The sequence below is a fragment of the Lysinibacillus sphaericus genome (assembly GCF_001629735.1).
In the GTDB taxonomy this organism is placed as follows: domain Bacteria; phylum Bacillota; class Bacilli; order Bacillales_A; family Planococcaceae; genus Lysinibacillus; species Lysinibacillus pinottii.
In genome coordinates this window covers 4,589,672-4,608,960 of sequence record NZ_CP015224.1, presented here as the reverse complement: position 1 = coordinate 4,608,960, position 19,289 = coordinate 4,589,672, and the positions used below count along the sequence as shown (strand labels likewise).

The following is a 19,289-nucleotide window of genomic DNA, read 5'->3' as shown; positions in this document are numbered from 1 at the left end:
CCTTCCATCATAGTGTTAACCTTATCATAGCAGATGCATCATATTATGCCAAATGCTCTGCAAGCCACTCTGTTGCTGCCAACATTCCATCACGTGGTACAACATGTCCAGCCTTTTTATTCACCATGAATGTTAAATTTTCAGGGTTTGCTTGATAGTATTCCCGTAATGTTTCATAAAATTTATATGTTTCATGGAAAGGGACGGTTTTATCTAATTCACCGTGCCAAAAGAATATCGGGCGTCCCGCAAATTTTTCAGGAGTTAGACTAACATCATAGTTAGCTAGGACCTCATTAATTTTTTGAACATCATTCTCTGTCATGGGCCAATTGACACCACTTTTTATGAATTGCTGTAATTGGTATTCACCCAACTTTATAAAACCAGGCGCACCCATACATATTGCAGCCGTTTGAATCCAATCATAAAGCTTAAGGCAGCCTGATGTCACAATACCACCCATGGACGTACCTGCTAGGCCAACTTTATGATTAGCTAATAAATTTTTATTCTTTAATTCATTATATAATTGTTCCACTTCATGAATAGAATTTATAACAATGTCCCAAAATTTCAAGTTCATTTGCATCTCTGTTAGGCCTTCGTTACGATCACCATGAAATTTTGCATCTGGTAATAGGACACGCACCCCTTTATGCACCAATTGATATGCATAGTGTAAGTTATGTTCTTTTGCACTCATAAAGCCGTGTAAAAAGATCACTACCGGTGTTTCTTCATTCATATTGTCTGAATGTATATGTAATAAAGGAATATTTCCCCACATTTCTTTTTCTACAAACATTCTTGTCACTCCCAACTCTTGTCTCATCTTTATGTTAGCAAACTTTTTTCACTGTGACAAAATTTTGACGAATGAAAGACAAAGAGATACTATTCAAACTATAGGAAAGGGGCAACGAGCTATGAAACCGCATTTAATCGTGTTAGATTTAGATGGTACTTTATTAACAGACCAACAACAAATTTCCTCAAAAACAAAAAAATCATTATTGCAGGCTAAGGAACAGGGGCATCAAGTGATGATTGCAACTGGCCGTCCATATCGTGCTAGTGATATTTATTATCATGAGCTTGGGCTTACAACACCAATAGTCAATTTTAATGGAGCTTATGTGCATCACCCTAAAAATGCCTCTTGGCAGCATATGCACACTCCCATTGATTTAAGTGTTGTCCATGATGTCGTTCATTCCATTAATAGTTATGAGTATGAAAATATTATTGCTGAGGTAAAAGATGATATTTATGTACACACAGAGGATGATCGCATCTTAAATATTTTTAATATGGGTAATCCCAAAATTACACTTGGGGATTTATACACACATCTCTTAGATAATCCTACAAGTTTACTGATACAGGCAAATGAAGCCAATTCTGTCATTATTCGTGACCATTTACAGGCTGTACACGCTGAAGTTATTGAACACCGTCGTTGGGGAGCACCGCTTCATATTATAGAAATTGTTCGCCGTGGCTTAAATAAAGCAGTAGGCATTGCACACGTAGCAAAGGATTTAGGTATTCCGCGTGAACGCATTATTGCATTTGGTGATGAAGACAATGATTTAGAGATGATTGAATATGCTGGAATTGGCGTAGCGATGGGGAATGGTATATCAAGCCTTAAAAATATTGCCAATGAAATAACTACGACAAATAATGAGGATGGGATTGCAAAAATACTCATCGAACGCTTGAAATTATCATAGTTAAGTAGTAACTTCAAGTTACTATACCATTTTTACCAGTTTAACTTTATTCAGTGGTACCCCTTCCGGTTGACTTAAGTGAGTACCGACTGAATAAAGCTAAACAGGCTTTAAAAAGTAAGTTGAAATTAGGGGGACAAGAGAATGAAGATTTTTACGGATAGTGGATGTGATTTACCAAAGTCTTACTATGAAGAAAATGATGTCGTGCTACTCCCTTTACGAGTGCAATTGAACAACAAAGAATATGAAGATGTCATTTCCATTGATTCCAAAGAGGTTTATGATGGAATCCGTCAAGGTGCCCAACCAAAAACATCTCAAGTATCGCCAGAGCTTTTCTTGAAGCACTTTGAAGATTTAGCCAAAAAAGAGGAGGAAGGTATCTATATTGCCTTTTCTTCAGAATTATCCGGCACATATAGTACTGCTCAAATGATTCGGAATCAAGTATTAGAACAATATCCTTCATTGAAGTTAGTCATTATTGACTCTAAATGTGCATCACTAGGACATGGACTTGTTGTAGAAGAAGCTGTTCGACTTAGAAATTTAGGAACCTCCTTTGAAGATGTAGCGACTAGAATTAGCGCTTTCGCTCCTCAGATGGAGCATTTATTTACAGTTGAAGATTTGGACTACCTCGCTAAGGGTGGGCGTGTCTCAAAGGCTAGTGCCTTTTTAGGTGGTCTTCTAAGTATTAAACCTATTTTAAATGTAGAAGATGGCAAGCTTGTACCGATAGAAAAATCACGTGGTCGTAAAAAAGCACTTAATCGTATGCTGGATTTAATGCAGGAGCGTGGAGGTAGCTTTACGAATAAAATTGTTGGTATTAGTCATAGTGATGATGTGGCCTTTGCCAATGAAGCAAAGGCATCCATTCAGGAGCGTTTTTCTCCACAGTCGGTTCAAATTACAATGATTGGCTCAGCGATCGGTTCACATGTGGGGCCGGGCACTATCGCAATCTTCTTCACGAATAAGAGCTATCAAGGCTAAGCCATGAATGATTGGCATTGCCGAGCTGTTTGAACTTCACTGAATGAAAACAAAAATAGCATGTTAGGACGACTCCTAGCATGCTATTTTCTTTGTGAAATTATTAAGAAGCGTCTTGTTCTTGACGACGAACTTTTCCTCGTCTAATGATGATGACAACAAAGCCAATAAAGATGACCCAAACTAAGCCAAGAGCAACCATATACGGCACGTTTAATCCCTCATCATTTCGAACCTGATAAATCTCTACCATTTCTCTGTCTAAAATAACTGGATAAACTTGCTTTTCATTTATACGAACTTTTTCCTCATGTAAAATCCCGTTTAGCATTTTCCCTTCACCCAGTTGTTCAGGTGTTAAGTCCACGCGTTGTGTTTTGCTCGTATTATTAACCATAATTACCCATTGTTCTTCATCCGAAGTACGTGTAAAGACAAGTAGACCATTTTCATTTGTAATGACTTTAAAATCACCATTACGTAGAGTGGCAGACTGATTTCGTAAGGTTTGAACATTTTTTATATAATCAATTAATTCTTCATCTGTTTTAAAGTTATAAAGTTGATGTGTATCAGGTTTAGCTTCCCCGTTCATCGCAATTTCTGTACCATATTGGACAACTGGAGTTCCTGGCATCATAAATAAAGCACCCATAGCCATTTTTAAACGTGTAGGCGGGAACATATTTTCATTCGCAGAATCGAATGTAAAACGGTGGGTTTCTAGAGAATCTACCATAATTTGCGTCGGTTTTTCTCCTGAAAATGGCTCTGTTAATTTAGACGAGTCCATATCAACATTCTTAAAGATATTACGATAAATTTCTGCTGTCTCCGTTGAGAAGGTTGCATCAAAATCAGCATCGCTCGCTTCATTTGTTATGACATAAAGAGAGGCTTTAGTATCTTTTAATGCAGCTATCATGTTATTTATAAAATCCGTATCAGCATCTGAAATATGGGTTAATCGAATCCCACCAATATCATATGTAGAAACAAAATCTATGGCTGATTGAATAAGCGCTTCTTGCACGTCTTTATTCGATAAATCCCACTGAATTTGCCCATTATTCGTAGAAGCAATCCAGTCTGCTTTGGCAGCATCCTTTCCCCATTCATGATTAGGACTTACATCACTGAGTGGGAAATCCACCATGATAGACATGTTTTTAGCTTTATAGGCCTCTACAACACTTTGGAATTCTTCTGTAGTCCCAAAATGGCGTTCAATCGTAGAATAGCTTGTTGGCATAGATCCATCATATTTTTCTGTAGAGTAAATAGGTCCAATGGAAACAATTGTATAACCCATTTCACCGATAAATTTTAATTTATCTTGTAGACCTGTAAAATCCCCCCCTGCAAATTTCGAAGGGTCTTGCGTATTTGTATCAAAATCGTTTGTGCCCGAGCCATTAAAGAAACGGTCAACGAGTAAATCATAGATGCTCTCTTCTGCAATCGATGTTGTCGCTTTTGCATCCGCATGCGCAACAGGTGTAGTACTTACAAATGTAGTAGCTAGTAAAAGTGATGCAGCTGTCGCACTTATCCACTTCTTGAATTTCACTGTTATTCCCTCTCTTTCAAACCAATCCATCGTCATTTTACCAAATAACACTGTCACGTCGCTATCATTTCAAAAGATTTTACGAAAATGCGGAACGAATTACGGCAAAAAGGTGTCCGTTCACTTCCATTTCAGTATGCTATCTGCTTAAAAAAAATAAAAGCCGCGAAGCACATACTTCACGACTTTCACCAAATATTATGCTAAGAAATTTTGACCCATTGGTAGCTTGAAGCCTAGGAACAATGTAATCAATAAGAATACTGCAAATAAAATCCAGAACATGCCAGTTGGTTTATTTTTCTTTTGGCGTACTAATACCATTTCCATCATACCAATTACTAGAATACCACCTATGAATTTAAAGCCGTAAAGCATGCCCATGTTGTAATTCATGCCTTCAATGAATAATGCCCCACCTGTAATGATAATTAGTACATAGAATAGACGCAATGTCATATGTAAGCCTTTTGATTGCTTGCCCATTAGCGCAGCGATTAAAAAGATAACAATAGCTACTACCCACGTAGTAATATGCAAATGCGTTTGGCTAGTTAAAAAACCCATGTTTGTCCCACCTCATTCATTTTTCTATCAAACTCTATCCTACCATGCGATGGAAAGGGTTTCAAACATTACAATAGTGTTCACATAATTTACACTATTTGCGACTTAGAAACTCCCTAGAAAGCAACTTACACAGGGAGTAATAAAAAAATCCGCGGAGTAAAGACTCACACGGATTCCCTTTTATTATTCAAAATGGTTGACTAAAGTACCGATGCCTTGAATAGATACTTTTACTGTATCTCCAGCTTTTAAGAATTGTGGCGGGTTCATGCCTTTACCAACTCCTGCTGGTGTACCTGTTAAAATAACATCGCCTGGCTCTAGTGTTACATGCTCAGATAGGATAGATACTAAAGTTTCAACTGAGAACATCATGTCCTTCGTCGAGCCGTTTTGGCGTACTTCATCGTTTACTTTTGTGACTACTGTTAAGTCCTGAGGATTCGGAATTTCATCCTTTGTTACAAGGTATGGTCCAAGCGGACAAGTGCCCTCCAAGCTTTTACCTAAGAAGAACTGTTTATGCTTCTCTTGTAAATCACGAGCTGTTATATCATTGGCAATTGTATAACCAAAAACATAATCATATGCTAAGTTTTTCGGAATGTTTTTACCACGTTTTCCAATAACGATAGCAAGCTCCCCTTCATAATCCATTTTAGATGAAAGGTCCGCATGGATGGAAAGCGTTTGTCCATCTGCTGCAATAGCCGTTGGTGATTTTGTAAATACCATTAATTCCGTTGGTGCTGCCTCTGCACCCATTTCTTTGGCATGTTCATTATAATTTTTACCTATACACATAATATTTTTAGGTGTTCGTGGGATTGGTGAAAGCCACTCGATTTCTGTAAATTCACGTTTAAAACTATTAGCACGATCTGATTTTTCAGCTGCTTCTACTAATTTACGAATCTGTTCAACAAAATCAAAGCCTAAAGCAATGCCATCTACAATTGAACTTGAAAAAGAAGGGAGAACTTGAAGTTCATTTTGAATAGCGAGTACATCCCATACCGCTTCTTCTTTTTTTACTTTTGGTCCAAAGCTTACATGTCCACCTAATTTGAATGATAAAATTTTCATGATTGAAAGAGCTCCTTCTTTTTTCTACATGATACAACAATATGATAGAAATTGCCTCACTTTTGCGACAATAATTTTATAAGTTGTTATATCTTCATAAATTATGCATGTGAAGCGGAATATATTATCATATTTTTCCTTTTTCCTTATACGTTAATTTGCGCCATAAAGCCTCTAACGGACCTTGCTTCCATTTTGATAACCAAATTTCGGCTATGATCATTTGTACAACAATTATTCCAAAGGCAATGAATACACCTGTTTCTACACTTACTTTCCCATACCAACCAAAGCCAAATTGATAGAATAAACACGTGCCGATTATGGATTGCAATATATACATCGTTAACGACATTCTTCCAATTTTGCCAAAAGGACTAAGTAGCTTAGGTACAATTGGCAGCAGGCAAAGTAGCACTATGACCGCGATATATCCCACAGAAAGGATAGGGCCACCTATGTATACCTTTAAATAATCTAATAAATATGTCCGTGTAAGCATAATAGGCAAACTTTTGATTGTTATGCCGATAATCAATCCGGCAAGGGCAAGTGCTAGCCACAGCCATTTTAATTCTTTTGCTCGCTCTACTAGACGCCATTTTGATGCAGCTGCGCCTATTAACATATATGGTAAAATAGTAAACAATGCGGCAAACCACATCCCTATACTTGCTTGCATCGATAAGTCTGTTAAGCGTTGCATAAAGGCATCTAGCCAGTTTCCAGTCCCATAAGCCGTAATCGCCTTCTCAACAGATACAATATCTAAATAGTCATCCACCTTCGTATTAAACTCCATAATCCCTAAAACAAATAACATAAAAACTTGCATCAAACCATTCATGATAATTGCACTAATCAATAACCAAATAGGGCTTAAACGTAGTAAAAGCACTAAAAATACCCCACAAAAGGCGTACACCATTAAAATATCGCCCCACCATATGAGTACGGCATGTATTAAACCAAAGGCAAATAATACAGAAAGTCTTCGTAATCCTAGCGTATAGAAATTTTGCTCACGACTTTGTGCTTTTTGCCACTGCATGGCAAGCCCATAACCGAATAGCATCGCAAATAGTGGATAAAAGCTACCTTGTACATAAATATCTAAATTTTTCTGCCAAACGATATCGGATGGTGTTGTAAACCAAGATGCCAAATCAATATGCGGCATTGGCAAATAAAATGCATACATATTTACGAGTAAAATACCTAATAAACTAATACCTCGTAAAATATCTAATGTTGCCAGTCGATCCTGCAACATTGTCGGTTTAAACTCCACAAAATAGCCCCCTCTTAAATAGCAGCTATGGTGTAAGCAGAGCAAGCAAAAATTGCATGACTCCGCTTTCCATAACAAATGCTTATGCCTGTACAGTTTGTTCATTATCGAATAAATACAGCACTTTTTCACTTACTTTAATTTGTAAAATCGATTCAATAGCTTCACTATAAACACGAAGCTGAACAGCATAACGCCCCATTATTTCCTTTGTCAGGGCGGGCTCCTTTGCAAAATGTGGGAGGATGCGGTCTGTCTTGTAATCTAGCAAGACCCAGTTACCATATTCATCCTCAAACAAACAATCGATAATCCCTTGGACGATTTGAGCATCCCCATCTTCATCTACTCTACTAATAGTAAATGGCATTTCTCTACGTATCTGTCTTGCCTGCTTAAAGCGTTGTCCAATTTCGGTATGAAAGAAATGATAAACTTTCTTTATCGGAACCACTTTTCCCTCTGCCTCTGTTAGTAGCTGTTTTGCTACTAAATTTGCTACAAAGCCTTTTACAGCTTCAATAGTATCAAAGCCAAACTGTGGAATATGCTGCATCACTGTATGTACAGCCGTTCCTATTTCCGTGCCTGTTAGCTGTTGATCCTGTAAAAAGGTTGGTCGTGGTGCAATAGAAGTTGAAGTCCGCTTAGCTGGAGTAGCAAAATAATATTCTGGCTCCTCCTGACGCTGTAAGTTTTCTAAACGTTTAATTTCACTGACCGACGTTTTAGAGCGTTTTCTTGTTGATTTTTGATACGTATACTGCGCGTGAAAGCGTGCCTTTATTTCAGATAAAAGTGCCTCATCCTCTTGTGTTGTAAGGTGTTGTTGTATTTCATCATTAAATGCCTGTATATCATACGAATAATGTCTCGTATCAATGGGCTGTATCCACCAATGGGATGGACTGTCCAATTCTTTATATGAAGTGGTAGCTTGGGAGGCAAAGTCACCATGTCTTGCCACAGCTGGTCCAATCCAGTCTAGATAACTATTAGCTCTAGCCCGCAAATATTCTTGAAGCGGAGCATCACTCGGTATATTTTGTGCATCCTGCCAGTTGTCTCGTGTTTTCTCCCAATTTTTCACGGAGCCCACTAAAATCAAACGTTCCTTTGCACGTGTCATGGCAACATATAAGACACGCATTTCCTCTGCACGCATTTCCAGCTCTTTTTTCTCTTTCAGCGCCAAAAACGGTAATGAAGTATAAGTTATTCGATTTTCTGGGTCAATGGCCTTTACAGCTAGGCCAAAATCTTGGTCGAATAAATAAGGATGATGAAAATCCATCTTATTAAATGGGCGTCCCATTCCTGCCACAAAGACTACAGGGTATTCTAATCCCTTGGAGGAGTGAATGGTCACAAGGCGTACTACGTCGTCCTTTTCACCAATTGATTTAGCAGTCCCTAAATCATCTCCGCGTGTACGCATCCGATCTATAAAGCGTAAAAAGCGGAAGAGTCCTCGAAAGGCCGTTTGCTCATACATTAATGCACGATCATGTAAGATACGTAAATTGGCCTGCCGCTGCTTACCATTGGGCATTGCACCAACCATTTCATAATAATGTGTATCTAAATAAATCTTCCAAATTAAATCTGATAGTGATCCACGCCGTGCTAAATCTCGCCAATTTTCAAAAGCTAGCATAAAGCGTTGAAGTTTTTCAAATGTAGTCGTCTGTACTCCCTGTCCTTCACTTCGAATAAATTGTCGTAATGCATCATAGAAAGGTACCTTTGAATCAGCTAAGCGGATTTTAGCTAATTCATTTTCCGTCAAGCCAACAAAAGGTGCACGCAGTACAGAAGCCAAGGGGATGTCCTGATAAGGGTTATCCACTACCTTTAGGACATTTAATATAATCATGACTTCCAGTGCATCAAAATAGCCCTTGGACGACTCTGCATAAAGTGGAATACCCGCTAGTTTAAATTCCTCCACTAAATCCGTCGACCATGTCATAGAGCGCATTAAAATAACAATATCACTATACTTCAATGGCCTTTCTGTCATTGATTTCGTATCATAGACAGTGGTGCCATCTTCCATCATCTGTCGTATACGATCAATAATAAAGCGTGCTTCATATTGTGACTTTTTTAATTCCTCTAACTCAGATGCTTCATCAGTTTTATCCTCTTGCTCGTCTACTGTTTCCTCATCCTGTGGAGGATGCATCACGACAAGCTCAACAGGTACTTCTTTTTCATCATAGGGCGCTGCTGGCTTTAATGACGCATTGTCATCATAGAGAATTTCGCCGACACGCTCACCCATAATTTGAGCAAAAATATAGTTTGTCACGTTCAATACCTCTTTACGACTACGAAAGTTGGCATTTAAATCGATACGCATGCCCGTTGCATCAGGCGTTTCCAAAAACTCACTATATTTCCTCATAAAGAGCTTAGGTTCGGCTAAGCGGAAACGATAAATACTTTGCTTGACGTCTCCCACCATAAACAGATTTCCATCCTGTTCTTCTCCTGATTTGACAAGTTGTAAGATCGTTTCCTGTAGCATATTTGTATCCTGATATTCATCCACAAGTACTTCCTTAAAACGTTTTTTCAGATCAAGCGCTACGGGGGATGGCTGTAGCTCTCCATCTACCTCAACTGTTAAAATTTGCAGTGCATAATGCTCTAAATCTGAAAAATCAATAATACCTCGCTCTAACTTGGCAAGTCTGAATTGCTCACTAAAAATAGTCGTCAATTCCACTAATGTGCCAATTATTGGCGCCATCAAGCGTATTTCTTCTAGCAAACGTGCGGGGGTGCGAATAAAATAGGTTTCTTTCATTTTATTCATAATTTTTTTCGCTGCTTCCCGCTTTTTCTTTGCAAGCTCCTGTAACTCCACGTCTACTAAAGCATCCTTTGATACTCGCTTTAATGTAGACCACTTGACAGTCGCAAAATAATCAAAGAGTTCCTGCCATGTACCTTCCTGACTTATTCGAATCCCTTCCTGAATCATAGCAAAATCAATTTCTGCCGTTTCAGCATATGGGGCTGGTCCATCGGGTTGGAGGGTAATTGCTCGCATTTCTGAAATTAGTACGAAGGCTTCCTCCAAACTATGTCGAACAGTCAATTTAACATAGTGGGATAGCTCTAAATCATCAATTGTCACTTCCTCCGCTAATTCATAAGCTTTCGGTAAGCTCCACAGCCATCTTTGAGGCTCTGCGTGTACCCGAGAAGTATCATAAAGCTTACTAATCAGCGTTTCTATAGCCTGATCATCTCGATCTGACGTAAAGCTATCCACAAGTCGATAAATAGCTTGTACCTGTGTCTCTTCTTCAGAATCATAGGCTCCTTCTAGAACATCCGCTACTATATCATCTCTTAATAAGGCTACCTCTGCCTCATTAGCAATACGAAATCCAGGATCGATGTCGAGCAAATAAGCGTACTGTTTAACAATTGCTAAACAAAAAGAATGCAATGTTGATATTTGCGCCTTATTAATAAGACTCAGTTGTCGTCTTAAATGACTGGAAGTTGGATTTTCTACTATAGCCTTTTCTAGAGCTTCTGACATTCGATGGCGCATTTCAGCTGCTGAAGCATTCGTAAAGGTCACCACCAGTAGCTCATCTACATTGATGGGATTGTCAGTAGCAATAACTTTTTCAATCATACGATTAATCAGTACCGCTGTTTTCCCAGACCCCGCTGCAGCCGACACAAGTGTATCCTGACCACTAGCGTAAATGGCTTTCCACTGATCGTCTGTCCATGAGACATCCGCCGGCTTTATAGGAATTGTTTGGACCATGCTACTCTATCTCCTTCCGAATTTTATCAACAATTTCATTTGGTTTCGCTTGCATTAACTGACGATAGTTTTGTTTACCATCAGATGGATCAAATTGACAAACTGCTGCAAACTGACAATAATCACAGGCCGTTTTGGATTTTAATTTATACGGGCTGATGGCCGTGTCACCAGACAAAATCCCATTCCCAGCCTCCTGATGCTTACGACGTACGAAATGCTGAAGTCTTTTCATATCATTCACAGGCACAATGCGAGATTGCGATTCAGAAGGTGTTCCATCTTTTTTCATATAGACTGGGATAATTTTTGAGTGACCACTACTTTCCTCTAACTGCTCGTCCATTGATAAAATGGATTCAGCATTCTCAGACAGTAGACCCTTCATTTTATACTGCTTTAATCGGTCCTCTTCTATTTCACTATCCGTCATATCCTTATCTAGTTTTAACATGGGGTTATGGACATGGACATACAGTACCCCAGCAGGTTCTGTTTCCCCTGGAAGCCAATAGGTGCTATTTTCCATTGCCACGTCTAAATAGGTAAGAACCTGTAAAGACAAACCATAATAAACCTCATTTAAATCTAGATCTCGAGCTGATGATTTATAATCAACAATCCGTAAATAAGAGCGGTCATCTATCGTGGCACTATCTATTCGATCAATACGCCCTCGCATAAACATTTTCTTACCACTAGTCAAATCAATCTCAAGAGGGGGAAGCTGTTCATGTTGTCCTGGGCCAAACGATGCCTCGATCGCAATTGGTTTAAAGTGAGACACATTTGCATGCTGCGTCAATGCCATCATCGTGCGTTCCACAATTCGAATAAGCTTACGCTGAATATAGCGATAACGTGCACTAGACAATAAAATTTGATGGGAGAAGACAGGAACAATTTGCTCTACTGCTTGACGTGCCAACTGTTTAATTTGTTGTTTTGTTAAACGAATCCAGGATAGTTGCAGTCGGTGAGTTTCCTCTGTTATCCACTTTAACGCCTCATGGAATAAATCACCCATTGCAAAGGTTTCCAAACGGTACTCCGCACGTTCTTCTAAACGTAGACCATACGTTGTGAAATGAGAAAATGGACATCTAAAATATTTCTCTATTCGAGACACACTAGATGTGAGCTTTTGCCCATATAACTCTTGTGTTATATAGGTTTCCAATGGCTCTGCTTCATTTTTATGAGTAATTGGATAATGTACCCGATCAAAAATAAGTGCCCAATATGGGTCCTGTTGATAAAATTTTTGTAACGCTAACCATTCTGGTGCTAGCTCACGGCTATGCTCTGCCTGACGTAGTTGCACCATTAAATGTGCTAACGCTGTTCGCGGATGGCGTAAATACGGTAAAGCACTTTCATCTAATAATTCAATTGGATCCATTACAACACGCTCCGCTTGAACACCACTCAACAACCCAGCTATTTTGTCATTTCCGATGAATTTTTTTATATAAAGAGACGATAACAGTGCCTTTCCTTCTTCATCTGCTGTTGGATACGTCAAATAAAGCTTGTTTGACGGTGTGGAGGCCGCTCGATAAAATAAGAAATTTTCCTGTAATAAACGGTTAGAAGAGGTTGGTGCCAGCTCATAACCAATTTGACTAAACCATTCACGCTCTGTATCTGACAATAAACCTTCATATTCCATCCGAGTTGGATACACACCATCATTCATCCCTAAAACAAAGGCCACTTTAATATTGGATAAACGAGCTAAATCAACCGTCGCTACCATAACCTCATCTAAGGTTGGCGGAATGCGAGAAAATTCTAATGTATCAAAGCCCTCATCAAGAATTTTAGCTGCTTCCTCCACTGACATCTCCTGCTCGCCAAACATATAGACAAATTGATCCAGTACATTGATCCATTCATTCCAAGCTTGCTCATGCTCACTCGCTGCGAGTGCATCTCCTCGCTCAAGCTCACGATCCTTCATAGCTTGAAGCTTCTCATATACCTGTAATGACTCTACTAGCTCAAATAAAGCGGTGGCAATATCCTTACCTGTTGACGCTATACTCAGTTTGTCTTGTAAACTCTTTAACGGTTGACGAATTTCGTCACGAATTGCCTCAATTTCTGCTTGCATCGCACGTTCTTCATCTGTTTGTACACGCGAATGGAACTCAAGCCCACGATACTTTTTATAAAACCAACGAGGCTCTTCAAACCAACGTTCACCATAGATTCCTTGCGCTAAGCAATAATTTTCCAATCGATCAGCTCGTTCACGCCAGATAGTTAGCTCCGCTTGTAAGGGGAAAAACAAATCTGTTTTTACACTTCGAAATACAGGCTCATACTTCCAATTAGACGTCATGATTTCTAATGCCGAACGACTAAGCTCTATCAATGGATGATGGAGCATTGTTTTTTTAGTATTTGTAAATATAGGAATTTCATATTGTTGGAAAATACTTGTAATCAATGGATCGTAAAGCTCTGCTTGTCGATATAAAAGGACTATATCTTGATAACGATAGCCATATTCTCTTGTAAGCTTTGTTATTTCCCGGGCAATCGCGTGAACCTCCGCTCTACGATTGGATGCTTCAAATACCATTACATCTCCAGAAGTTTTTTTGGTGTGGGGCACCATATTAGCAAAATTTGCCTCTACATGTTGTAAATCTTCAGATTGAAATCTTTGAGTATAATAAAAATGTAAAGGTGGCTCAACGTCTATGCCTTCTTCATTTGCAATATCATGTAATCGCTGATTCGTTAACGCCGCTTCATGAAAAAGAGCCTGTTCATCAAAAGCTTCGTCTATATGATCAAACGGAAGAACCACAGTTACATGTTTAGTGACCTTAAGCAATTCACGGACCAGCTCTAACTCTCGCACCGTAAAGGCCGTGAAACCATCAATGTAAATGGTTGCTTGCTTCATCGTTTCAGCATACTTCAATTGCTCCGTTAAAATCGGATAATACCCCTCACTATCGACATATGTCGTACCAAGGCGTTCCTCTAATGCCTGCAAAACGACATATAAATCATTCGTTTTGGCTTGTAAGGTATTTGGCGCGTCAATTGCCTTTAAGGATTCCTTTACCTCAGCTAAAACAGAGCTATTTACACTATATCGACTAAATTCTTTTAAAAGTGTTTCAATTTCCTCCGTAAAACCACGTTTTCCAGCAGCTTGTCGGAATAAGGAGAACTCACTTTTTTGTTCCTCCAGTAGTTTACGGATTAGCATTCGATAACCATAGCCATTTACTTCTTTACGAGCAATCCCACCTGTCTCCTGTAAAACGAGCCATGCTAAACGCTTAAACGTCATCACTTGTGCACGAATTAAGCCTTGCAAACCATGCCTATTCGTTAGCTCATATTCCGTAGAATAAGACATCTGGTCAGGAACAATTATAAAAATAGGATGACCTAGTGGATCACTCTTTAGCTGTTCAACAATTTCTTGATGAATAAATACCGATTTCCCTGTTCCTGAGCGTCCTGAAACAATTCGCAATGTCATATCCGTTTCCCTCCTCTATAGATTGCCTTCTACCTATCTTGATTGAGCGTTAGTAGCGATTCACTAACATTTATATATAAATTATTTTTTATCGTTTCTATCACTAAATCATATTCCGTTAAAAATGATTACGCCATTAACAACGATGGTTAGCTATCTTAAATTCTATCGAAAAAAACTAGCAAATACTATCTATCAACCTTCGATAGACAATAAAAACCAATGAATTCATTTCACAAAAAAACAGCCTCTTCAGCTATTCAAAGAGGCTTCAACTATTTATCTTACATGGTGATCCTGATTTTTCGTCAAATTTCGCGCTTGTTTTAAATCTCTCTCTACACGGGCATTCAATCGCTTCTCAATCAGCTTACCGATAAACCATAAAACAACAATCGCAACAGCTGCAATTATTAATTTCACGGGGCTTGTTAGTAACGATTTTAAATCATATCCCAATACACTCATACCTAAAATCATGACGAACTTGCCGGCTAGTAATACGACTAAGTAAAACTTTTTATGAATATGAGATAAACCCGCTACAATATTCACGATGACAGAAGGTGTAAAAGGGAAACATAGGAGGACAAAAAGAGGGCTTATACCATTCATATCCACCCACTTAATAAGCTTCTGTACTTTCTTACTGCCAGTTATAAATCGCAACCTTGGATGTTTTCCAAAATGTCGGACAAGCAAAAACACTACATAGGAGCCAGCTGCAGAACCCAACCAAGATAATAAAAACCCAAGCCATAAGCCAAATGCACTTGCATTAGCTACAACGAACACCACTAATGGTAGGAATGGTAAAAACGCTTCTAGAAAAGGTAGCAGTAAACCAATGATGGGGCCGAGTGTTCGATACTGCGCCGCCACAAGTTCAATATTTTCTACTGTAAACCATTCTTTCAATATCGACACCTCTATTTATACTGTAAAATTAAATGAAAAATTGTTAACCCTTCAGATGTATTTCGATATTCATGGGGTTGATGCCCCGAGAATACTAGTGTATCCCCTTCATCCAGTAATTCATGCATATCTCCGGCAGAAATAGCAGCTTGTCCTTTGATGATCATGACAGTTTCCTCTACCCCTTCTGTATGGGCTTCACTCCTACTAACAGCTCCCGGCTCCATTTCAACCTTGTAGAATTCCCAGCCTCGTTCTGGATTATACGGAATAATTGAATAGACACGATAGCGTCCCTCATCCTCATCAACATGTGGCACATCCTTACTGCTATAACGCATGAAATGAGCTGTTGGCGGCTGTAATAATGAAGAAAATGAAATACGCATACCAGCAGCTATTTTCCAGATGGTTGATACCGTAGGATTGGCCTCTCCTTTTTCTATTTGAGCGAGTTGCGCTTTACTAACGCCTGTCGCTTTGGCAACATCATCTAAGCTTAAATGACGTTGTTGTCTAATTTTCTTTAATTGAAAGGCTAAATTTCGACTCATTTGTTCCATTTATAATCACCAATTTTCTATTGTTTATTTTATCAGACATATGTATACTTTAATAAACATCAAGAACTATCAAACTATTCCATCAACAGTATACATGGAAATTTTTAAGAAAGGATGACCTATTTATGACAAGTACAACAGAGCTTCATCATGATCCGGCAACAAGCTCTCCTAACGATAGCTTTATACAAGGCGTGAAGGATTGTGTACCCACTTTACTCGGTTATATTAGTATAGGACTTGCATTCGGTGTTGTAGGTTCCGCTTCAGGACTATCAGTGCTAGAAATCGCCCTTTTAACTATATTGATTTATGCAGGCTCTGCACAATTTATCTTTTGTGCACTACTTTTAACAAGTAGTCCTGCTTCTGCTATCATTGTAACCATTTTTGTCGTCAATTTACGCCATTTATTAATGAGTTTAACATTAGCACCTCATTTTACGCGTTATTCCATGCTTAGAAATGTAGGCTTCGGTACTTTATTAACAGATGAAACCTTTGGAGTGGCTGTGACTAAGCAAATGCAAACCGGTAAATTATACGGTAAATGGATGGATGGGCTTAACTTAACTGCGTATCTTTTTTGGATTTTATCTTGTGTCACGGGTGCCTTCTTAGGGCAATGGGTGGCAAATCCTGAACAATGGGGATTAGATTTCGCCTTAATCGCTATGTTTGTCGCTCTTTTAGTTTTACAATTGAGTAGTGTCGGCAAAAGTAAAATCGTGCATTATATTAAGTTAATCGGCTATATGGCTGTTATTATGTATGGTCTATCTTATATAGTACCTTCACATGTGGCTGTTTTACTAGCAACAGTAATCGTAGCAACCATTGGGGTGGTGACAGATAAATGACAACAACCGCTTATATGGTATGGCTAATTATTGGCTGTGCGCTTGTCACATGGCTACCACGTGTCATTCCTTTTATTTTTGTACGCAGTGTTACACTTCCAGATGTTGTCCTGAAGTGGCTTAGTTTTATTCCTGTTTGTATTTTAAGTGCTCTTGTCATTGAAAATTTAATCGATACCGAAAGCGGCAAAATTGTGACGCTTGATTGGCCTGTCTTTATTACATTTATTCCAACGCTACTTATTGCACTGATTACGAAAAGTTTATCTATTACTGTCGTTGCAGGAGTGATCATCATGGCAGCTGTGCGATTTTTCATGTAAAAAGGTCAGTCCCCCATGAGGACTGACCTTAGACTGTAGACAAACTCAATGAAATAAAGTAAAGCCGTTGATTTCCACTACGGGCGGACGCTTTCCGCGGGGGGGTCGCCCTTCGTTCCCATCAACTTCTACATAAAGTACCCCATCTACATAGGTAAATTTTTGAGAAACATCGAAACCTTTGAATGGTGCTAAGTGTCAAGCCTTTCCCAATATACAGAAAGTAAGAATCACAAAAAACTCATTCAACGCCATATTGGGGAACTGTATGTGGAGGAAGCTGAACATTTACGCCATTCCTATGACATCAAACAAATTTCCCTAGAGGTCTGAAAAATTGTCCATGCAGGCGATACCTACTACTTGCTGCCATGAATTTAAAGAAACTAGCTACTTGGACGTGGCAGGCGGCTTCAAAGAGTTCTTATACTTGAAGAGTCTGTTTTATTGGATATCGAATTACCATTTTTAAACATAATGAAAGAGAAAAAAATGACAAAAGGAATCGAGTGTGAACTTCTCAATTCCTTTTGTCGACAGTCTGAGGACAGTCCCCCATGAGGACTGACCTTGTTTATTTCTTCATTTTACTTGCTAGCCAAAAGCCCACTGTCAATGAAAATGCATCTATAACGAAAATAATTGGTGGAGATGTATATCCAGCATATACTGAGGCAGCGATAAGCGCAATGGCCAATAATAGGGCAACATAGCGATTAAACGTAATTCTTGTGAACAATAGCACCAATAAAGCAGGTATGAAGAGCGCTAACATCATTTTGCCAAAAACGTCCATTATATATCCCTCGGCTCAGCTAATAGTAATCCAATTCGGTAATGATCATTACTATAAATTACATGCTGCGTTAAACGAATTTCATTGTTTCGGTCTAACACTTCAAGACGACAATGAGCTGCATTTAATTGTAATGCCTCGTATAATTCATTTTCTGTAAAAATAGAAACACCATTTACTTTCCGAATACATTCCCCTGCAAGTAAGCCCATTTTCTCAGCTGGCGAATCAGTAAGCACTGCTGCAATAATAGCACCCTTTGTGCTAGGTGCTACCGCATAATGATCTGTTTTATCCTGCTGAGCATAATAAATGGAGATGATGATACGGATAATCGCTCCCAACCCAAGCGTCATATAACCGATCATTGGTTCAAGATATGCAGCCAGTCCCCCTATTAAAATAAGCTGTCCAAGTATCACTACAGAACGTCCAATTTTAGGTAATACTAGGGCCGGTAATTCCCTTCTTATCAGCTTGGAAAAGCCAATTACGAGTGGGAAAAGGACGAGTGCAAAGCTAGTATCCCCAATCGTAAACTGTGGCCAGTACGGGAATACAGCAGAAATCGCATCACCAGGCATAACAAAGAAAATGGGCAATACCCAAACATTTCTTGAACGATAGACAATCGCCTGCATACCTCGTTTTGTTTTTTCCATACCAGGTGTTGTGACCTTTATTGCCGCACGTCGAATTAAAAGCCCTTCAGCAATGACGCAAAGACCTACAATAATAGAAATGGTAACGATAGCCCCATTCTCTAAATCGACACCTGCCAGGGAAATGCCCCCCCAAGTAAATGACCAATTGTAGTAAAACATAGCCCATATTGCTAGCGTTGCTACACCCATGGTTAAAATAGGTGACAAAGCATTCAGGAAATACAATACGAGCCCTACGATAGAGACTGCTATTACAAGGATTAAAAAAACTTTTGGAACGGTAAGGCCTGCCGCCACACTAATCAGGGAAATAAGCAAAGCATAAAGCCATCCATCTTTCCATTGTCCGATTAACTCTGTCCAGCCCCAAATAATCCGTCTATTAAAATATTTACGCTCCTGCTTTACGCGACGATAACCTAATAAAATAGCAAATATTATGGCTATATACAGTAATGGGTTGAGTAAAAAGCGGCCAATCGCTGTTACAATTTCTAATAAAATCTCACTAACCATACGAACACCCGCCGTTTCTATCTTGAATACTATGAATTTATTGTATCAAACGACTACACTCTTGCGTAGTACAAACTCAT

General features: G+C 38.9%; 15 protein-coding genes and 1 pseudogene. 5 read left to right on the top strand and 11 right to left on the bottom strand.

Translation table 11 applies throughout. The features are described 5' to 3' along the window. Window positions 1-43: 43 nt before the first annotated feature. A complete protein-coding gene (locus A2J09_RS22310) occupies window positions 44-808 on the bottom strand; it encodes a prolyl oligopeptidase family serine peptidase (RefSeq protein WP_031418750.1) in 765 nt (254 codons plus the stop codon). Between the two features lie 121 nt (window positions 809-929). Here A2J09_RS22310 and A2J09_RS22305 point away from each other — a divergent pair, with 121 nt between their 5' ends. Next, window positions 930-1,739 carry a Cof-type HAD-IIB family hydrolase gene (locus A2J09_RS22305; RefSeq protein WP_031418748.1) on the top strand — a complete coding sequence of 270 codons (810 nt, stop codon included), beginning with the start codon at window positions 930-932 and terminating at the stop codon, window positions 1,737-1,739. A 144-nt stretch (window positions 1,740-1,883) separates the two neighbouring features. Continuing rightward, window positions 1,884-2,741, top strand: a complete 858-nt coding sequence (locus A2J09_RS22300) for a DegV family protein (RefSeq protein ID WP_012292944.1) — start codon at window positions 1,884-1,886, stop codon at window positions 2,739-2,741. A 103-nt stretch (window positions 2,742-2,844) separates the two neighbouring features. Here the strand turns inward: A2J09_RS22300 and A2J09_RS22295 are convergent, their stop codons facing one another. From A2J09_RS22295 to A2J09_RS22260, 8 genes are all read right to left on the bottom strand, one after another. Further along, window positions 2,845-4,311, bottom strand: coding sequence for an alpha-amylase family glycosyl hydrolase (locus tag A2J09_RS22295; RefSeq protein ID WP_031418747.1), 1,467 nt, complete (start codon window positions 4,309-4,311; stop codon window positions 2,845-2,847). A 198-nt stretch (window positions 4,312-4,509) separates the two neighbouring features. After that, entirely contained in the window at window positions 4,510-4,878 is a 369-nt protein-coding gene (locus tag A2J09_RS22290; RefSeq protein ID WP_012292941.1) for a YisL family protein, read from the bottom strand. Window positions 4,879-5,064: 186 nt separating this feature from the next. Then, window positions 5,065-5,967, bottom strand: a complete 903-nt coding sequence (locus tag A2J09_RS22285) for a fumarylacetoacetate hydrolase family protein (RefSeq protein ID WP_012292940.1) — start codon at window positions 5,965-5,967, stop codon at window positions 5,065-5,067. A gap of 127 nt (window positions 5,968-6,094) precedes the next feature. Then, a complete protein-coding gene (locus A2J09_RS22280) occupies window positions 6,095-7,258 on the bottom strand; it encodes a DUF418 domain-containing protein (RefSeq protein ID WP_036160846.1) in 1,164 nt (387 codons plus the stop codon). Between the two features lie 82 nt (window positions 7,259-7,340). Next, window positions 7,341-11,057, bottom strand: a complete 3,717-nt coding sequence (addA, locus tag A2J09_RS22275; protein WP_012292938.1) for a helicase-exonuclease AddAB subunit AddA — start codon at window positions 11,055-11,057, stop codon at window positions 7,341-7,343. Between the two features lies 1 nt (window position 11,058). After that, window positions 11,059-14,568: a helicase-exonuclease AddAB subunit AddB gene (gene addB, locus A2J09_RS22270; protein WP_012292937.1), complete on the bottom strand. Its 3,510-nt coding sequence runs from the start codon at window positions 14,566-14,568 to the stop codon at window positions 11,059-11,061. Window positions 14,569-14,847: 279 nt separating this feature from the next. Then, window positions 14,848-15,486 (bottom strand): TVP38/TMEM64 family protein, encoded by a 639-nt coding sequence (locus A2J09_RS22265; RefSeq protein ID WP_012292936.1) that lies wholly within the window; start codon window positions 15,484-15,486, stop codon window positions 14,848-14,850. Between the two features lie 11 nt (window positions 15,487-15,497). Then, window positions 15,498-16,049, bottom strand: coding sequence for a helix-turn-helix domain-containing protein (locus A2J09_RS22260; RefSeq protein ID WP_012292935.1), 552 nt, complete (start codon window positions 16,047-16,049; stop codon window positions 15,498-15,500). Window positions 16,050-16,174: 125 nt separating this feature from the next. Between A2J09_RS22260 and A2J09_RS22255 the strand changes: the two genes are divergently transcribed. The 3 genes and pseudogenes from A2J09_RS22255 to A2J09_RS23575 all read left to right on the top strand — a co-directional run. Beyond that, on the top strand, window positions 16,175-16,909 hold the full coding sequence (locus A2J09_RS22255; RefSeq protein ID WP_012292934.1) for an AzlC family ABC transporter permease: 735 nt from the start codon (window positions 16,175-16,177) through the stop codon (window positions 16,907-16,909). Next, window positions 16,906-17,232, top strand: a complete 327-nt coding sequence (locus A2J09_RS22250) for an AzlD domain-containing protein (protein WP_012292933.1) — start codon at window positions 16,906-16,908, stop codon at window positions 17,230-17,232. The genes A2J09_RS22255 and A2J09_RS22250 overlap by 4 nt, the downstream gene beginning before the upstream one ends. A gap of 172 nt (window positions 17,233-17,404) precedes the next feature. Then, window positions 17,405-17,666 (top strand): annotated as a pseudogene (locus A2J09_RS23575) (IS5/IS1182 family transposase); the annotation flags it as partial. A gap of 140 nt (window positions 17,667-17,806) precedes the next feature. Here A2J09_RS23575 and A2J09_RS22245 read toward each other — a convergent pair. Continuing rightward, window positions 17,807-18,028: a DUF2198 family protein gene (locus A2J09_RS22245; protein ID WP_012292931.1), complete on the bottom strand. Its 222-nt coding sequence runs from the start codon at window positions 18,026-18,028 to the stop codon at window positions 17,807-17,809. After that, on the bottom strand, window positions 18,028-19,209 hold the full coding sequence (locus A2J09_RS22240) for a PDZ domain-containing protein (protein ID WP_012292930.1): 1,182 nt from the start codon (window positions 19,207-19,209) through the stop codon (window positions 18,028-18,030). Before A2J09_RS22240 ends, A2J09_RS22245 begins: the two co-directional genes overlap by 1 nt. Between the last annotated feature and the right edge of the window lie 80 nt (window positions 19,210-19,289).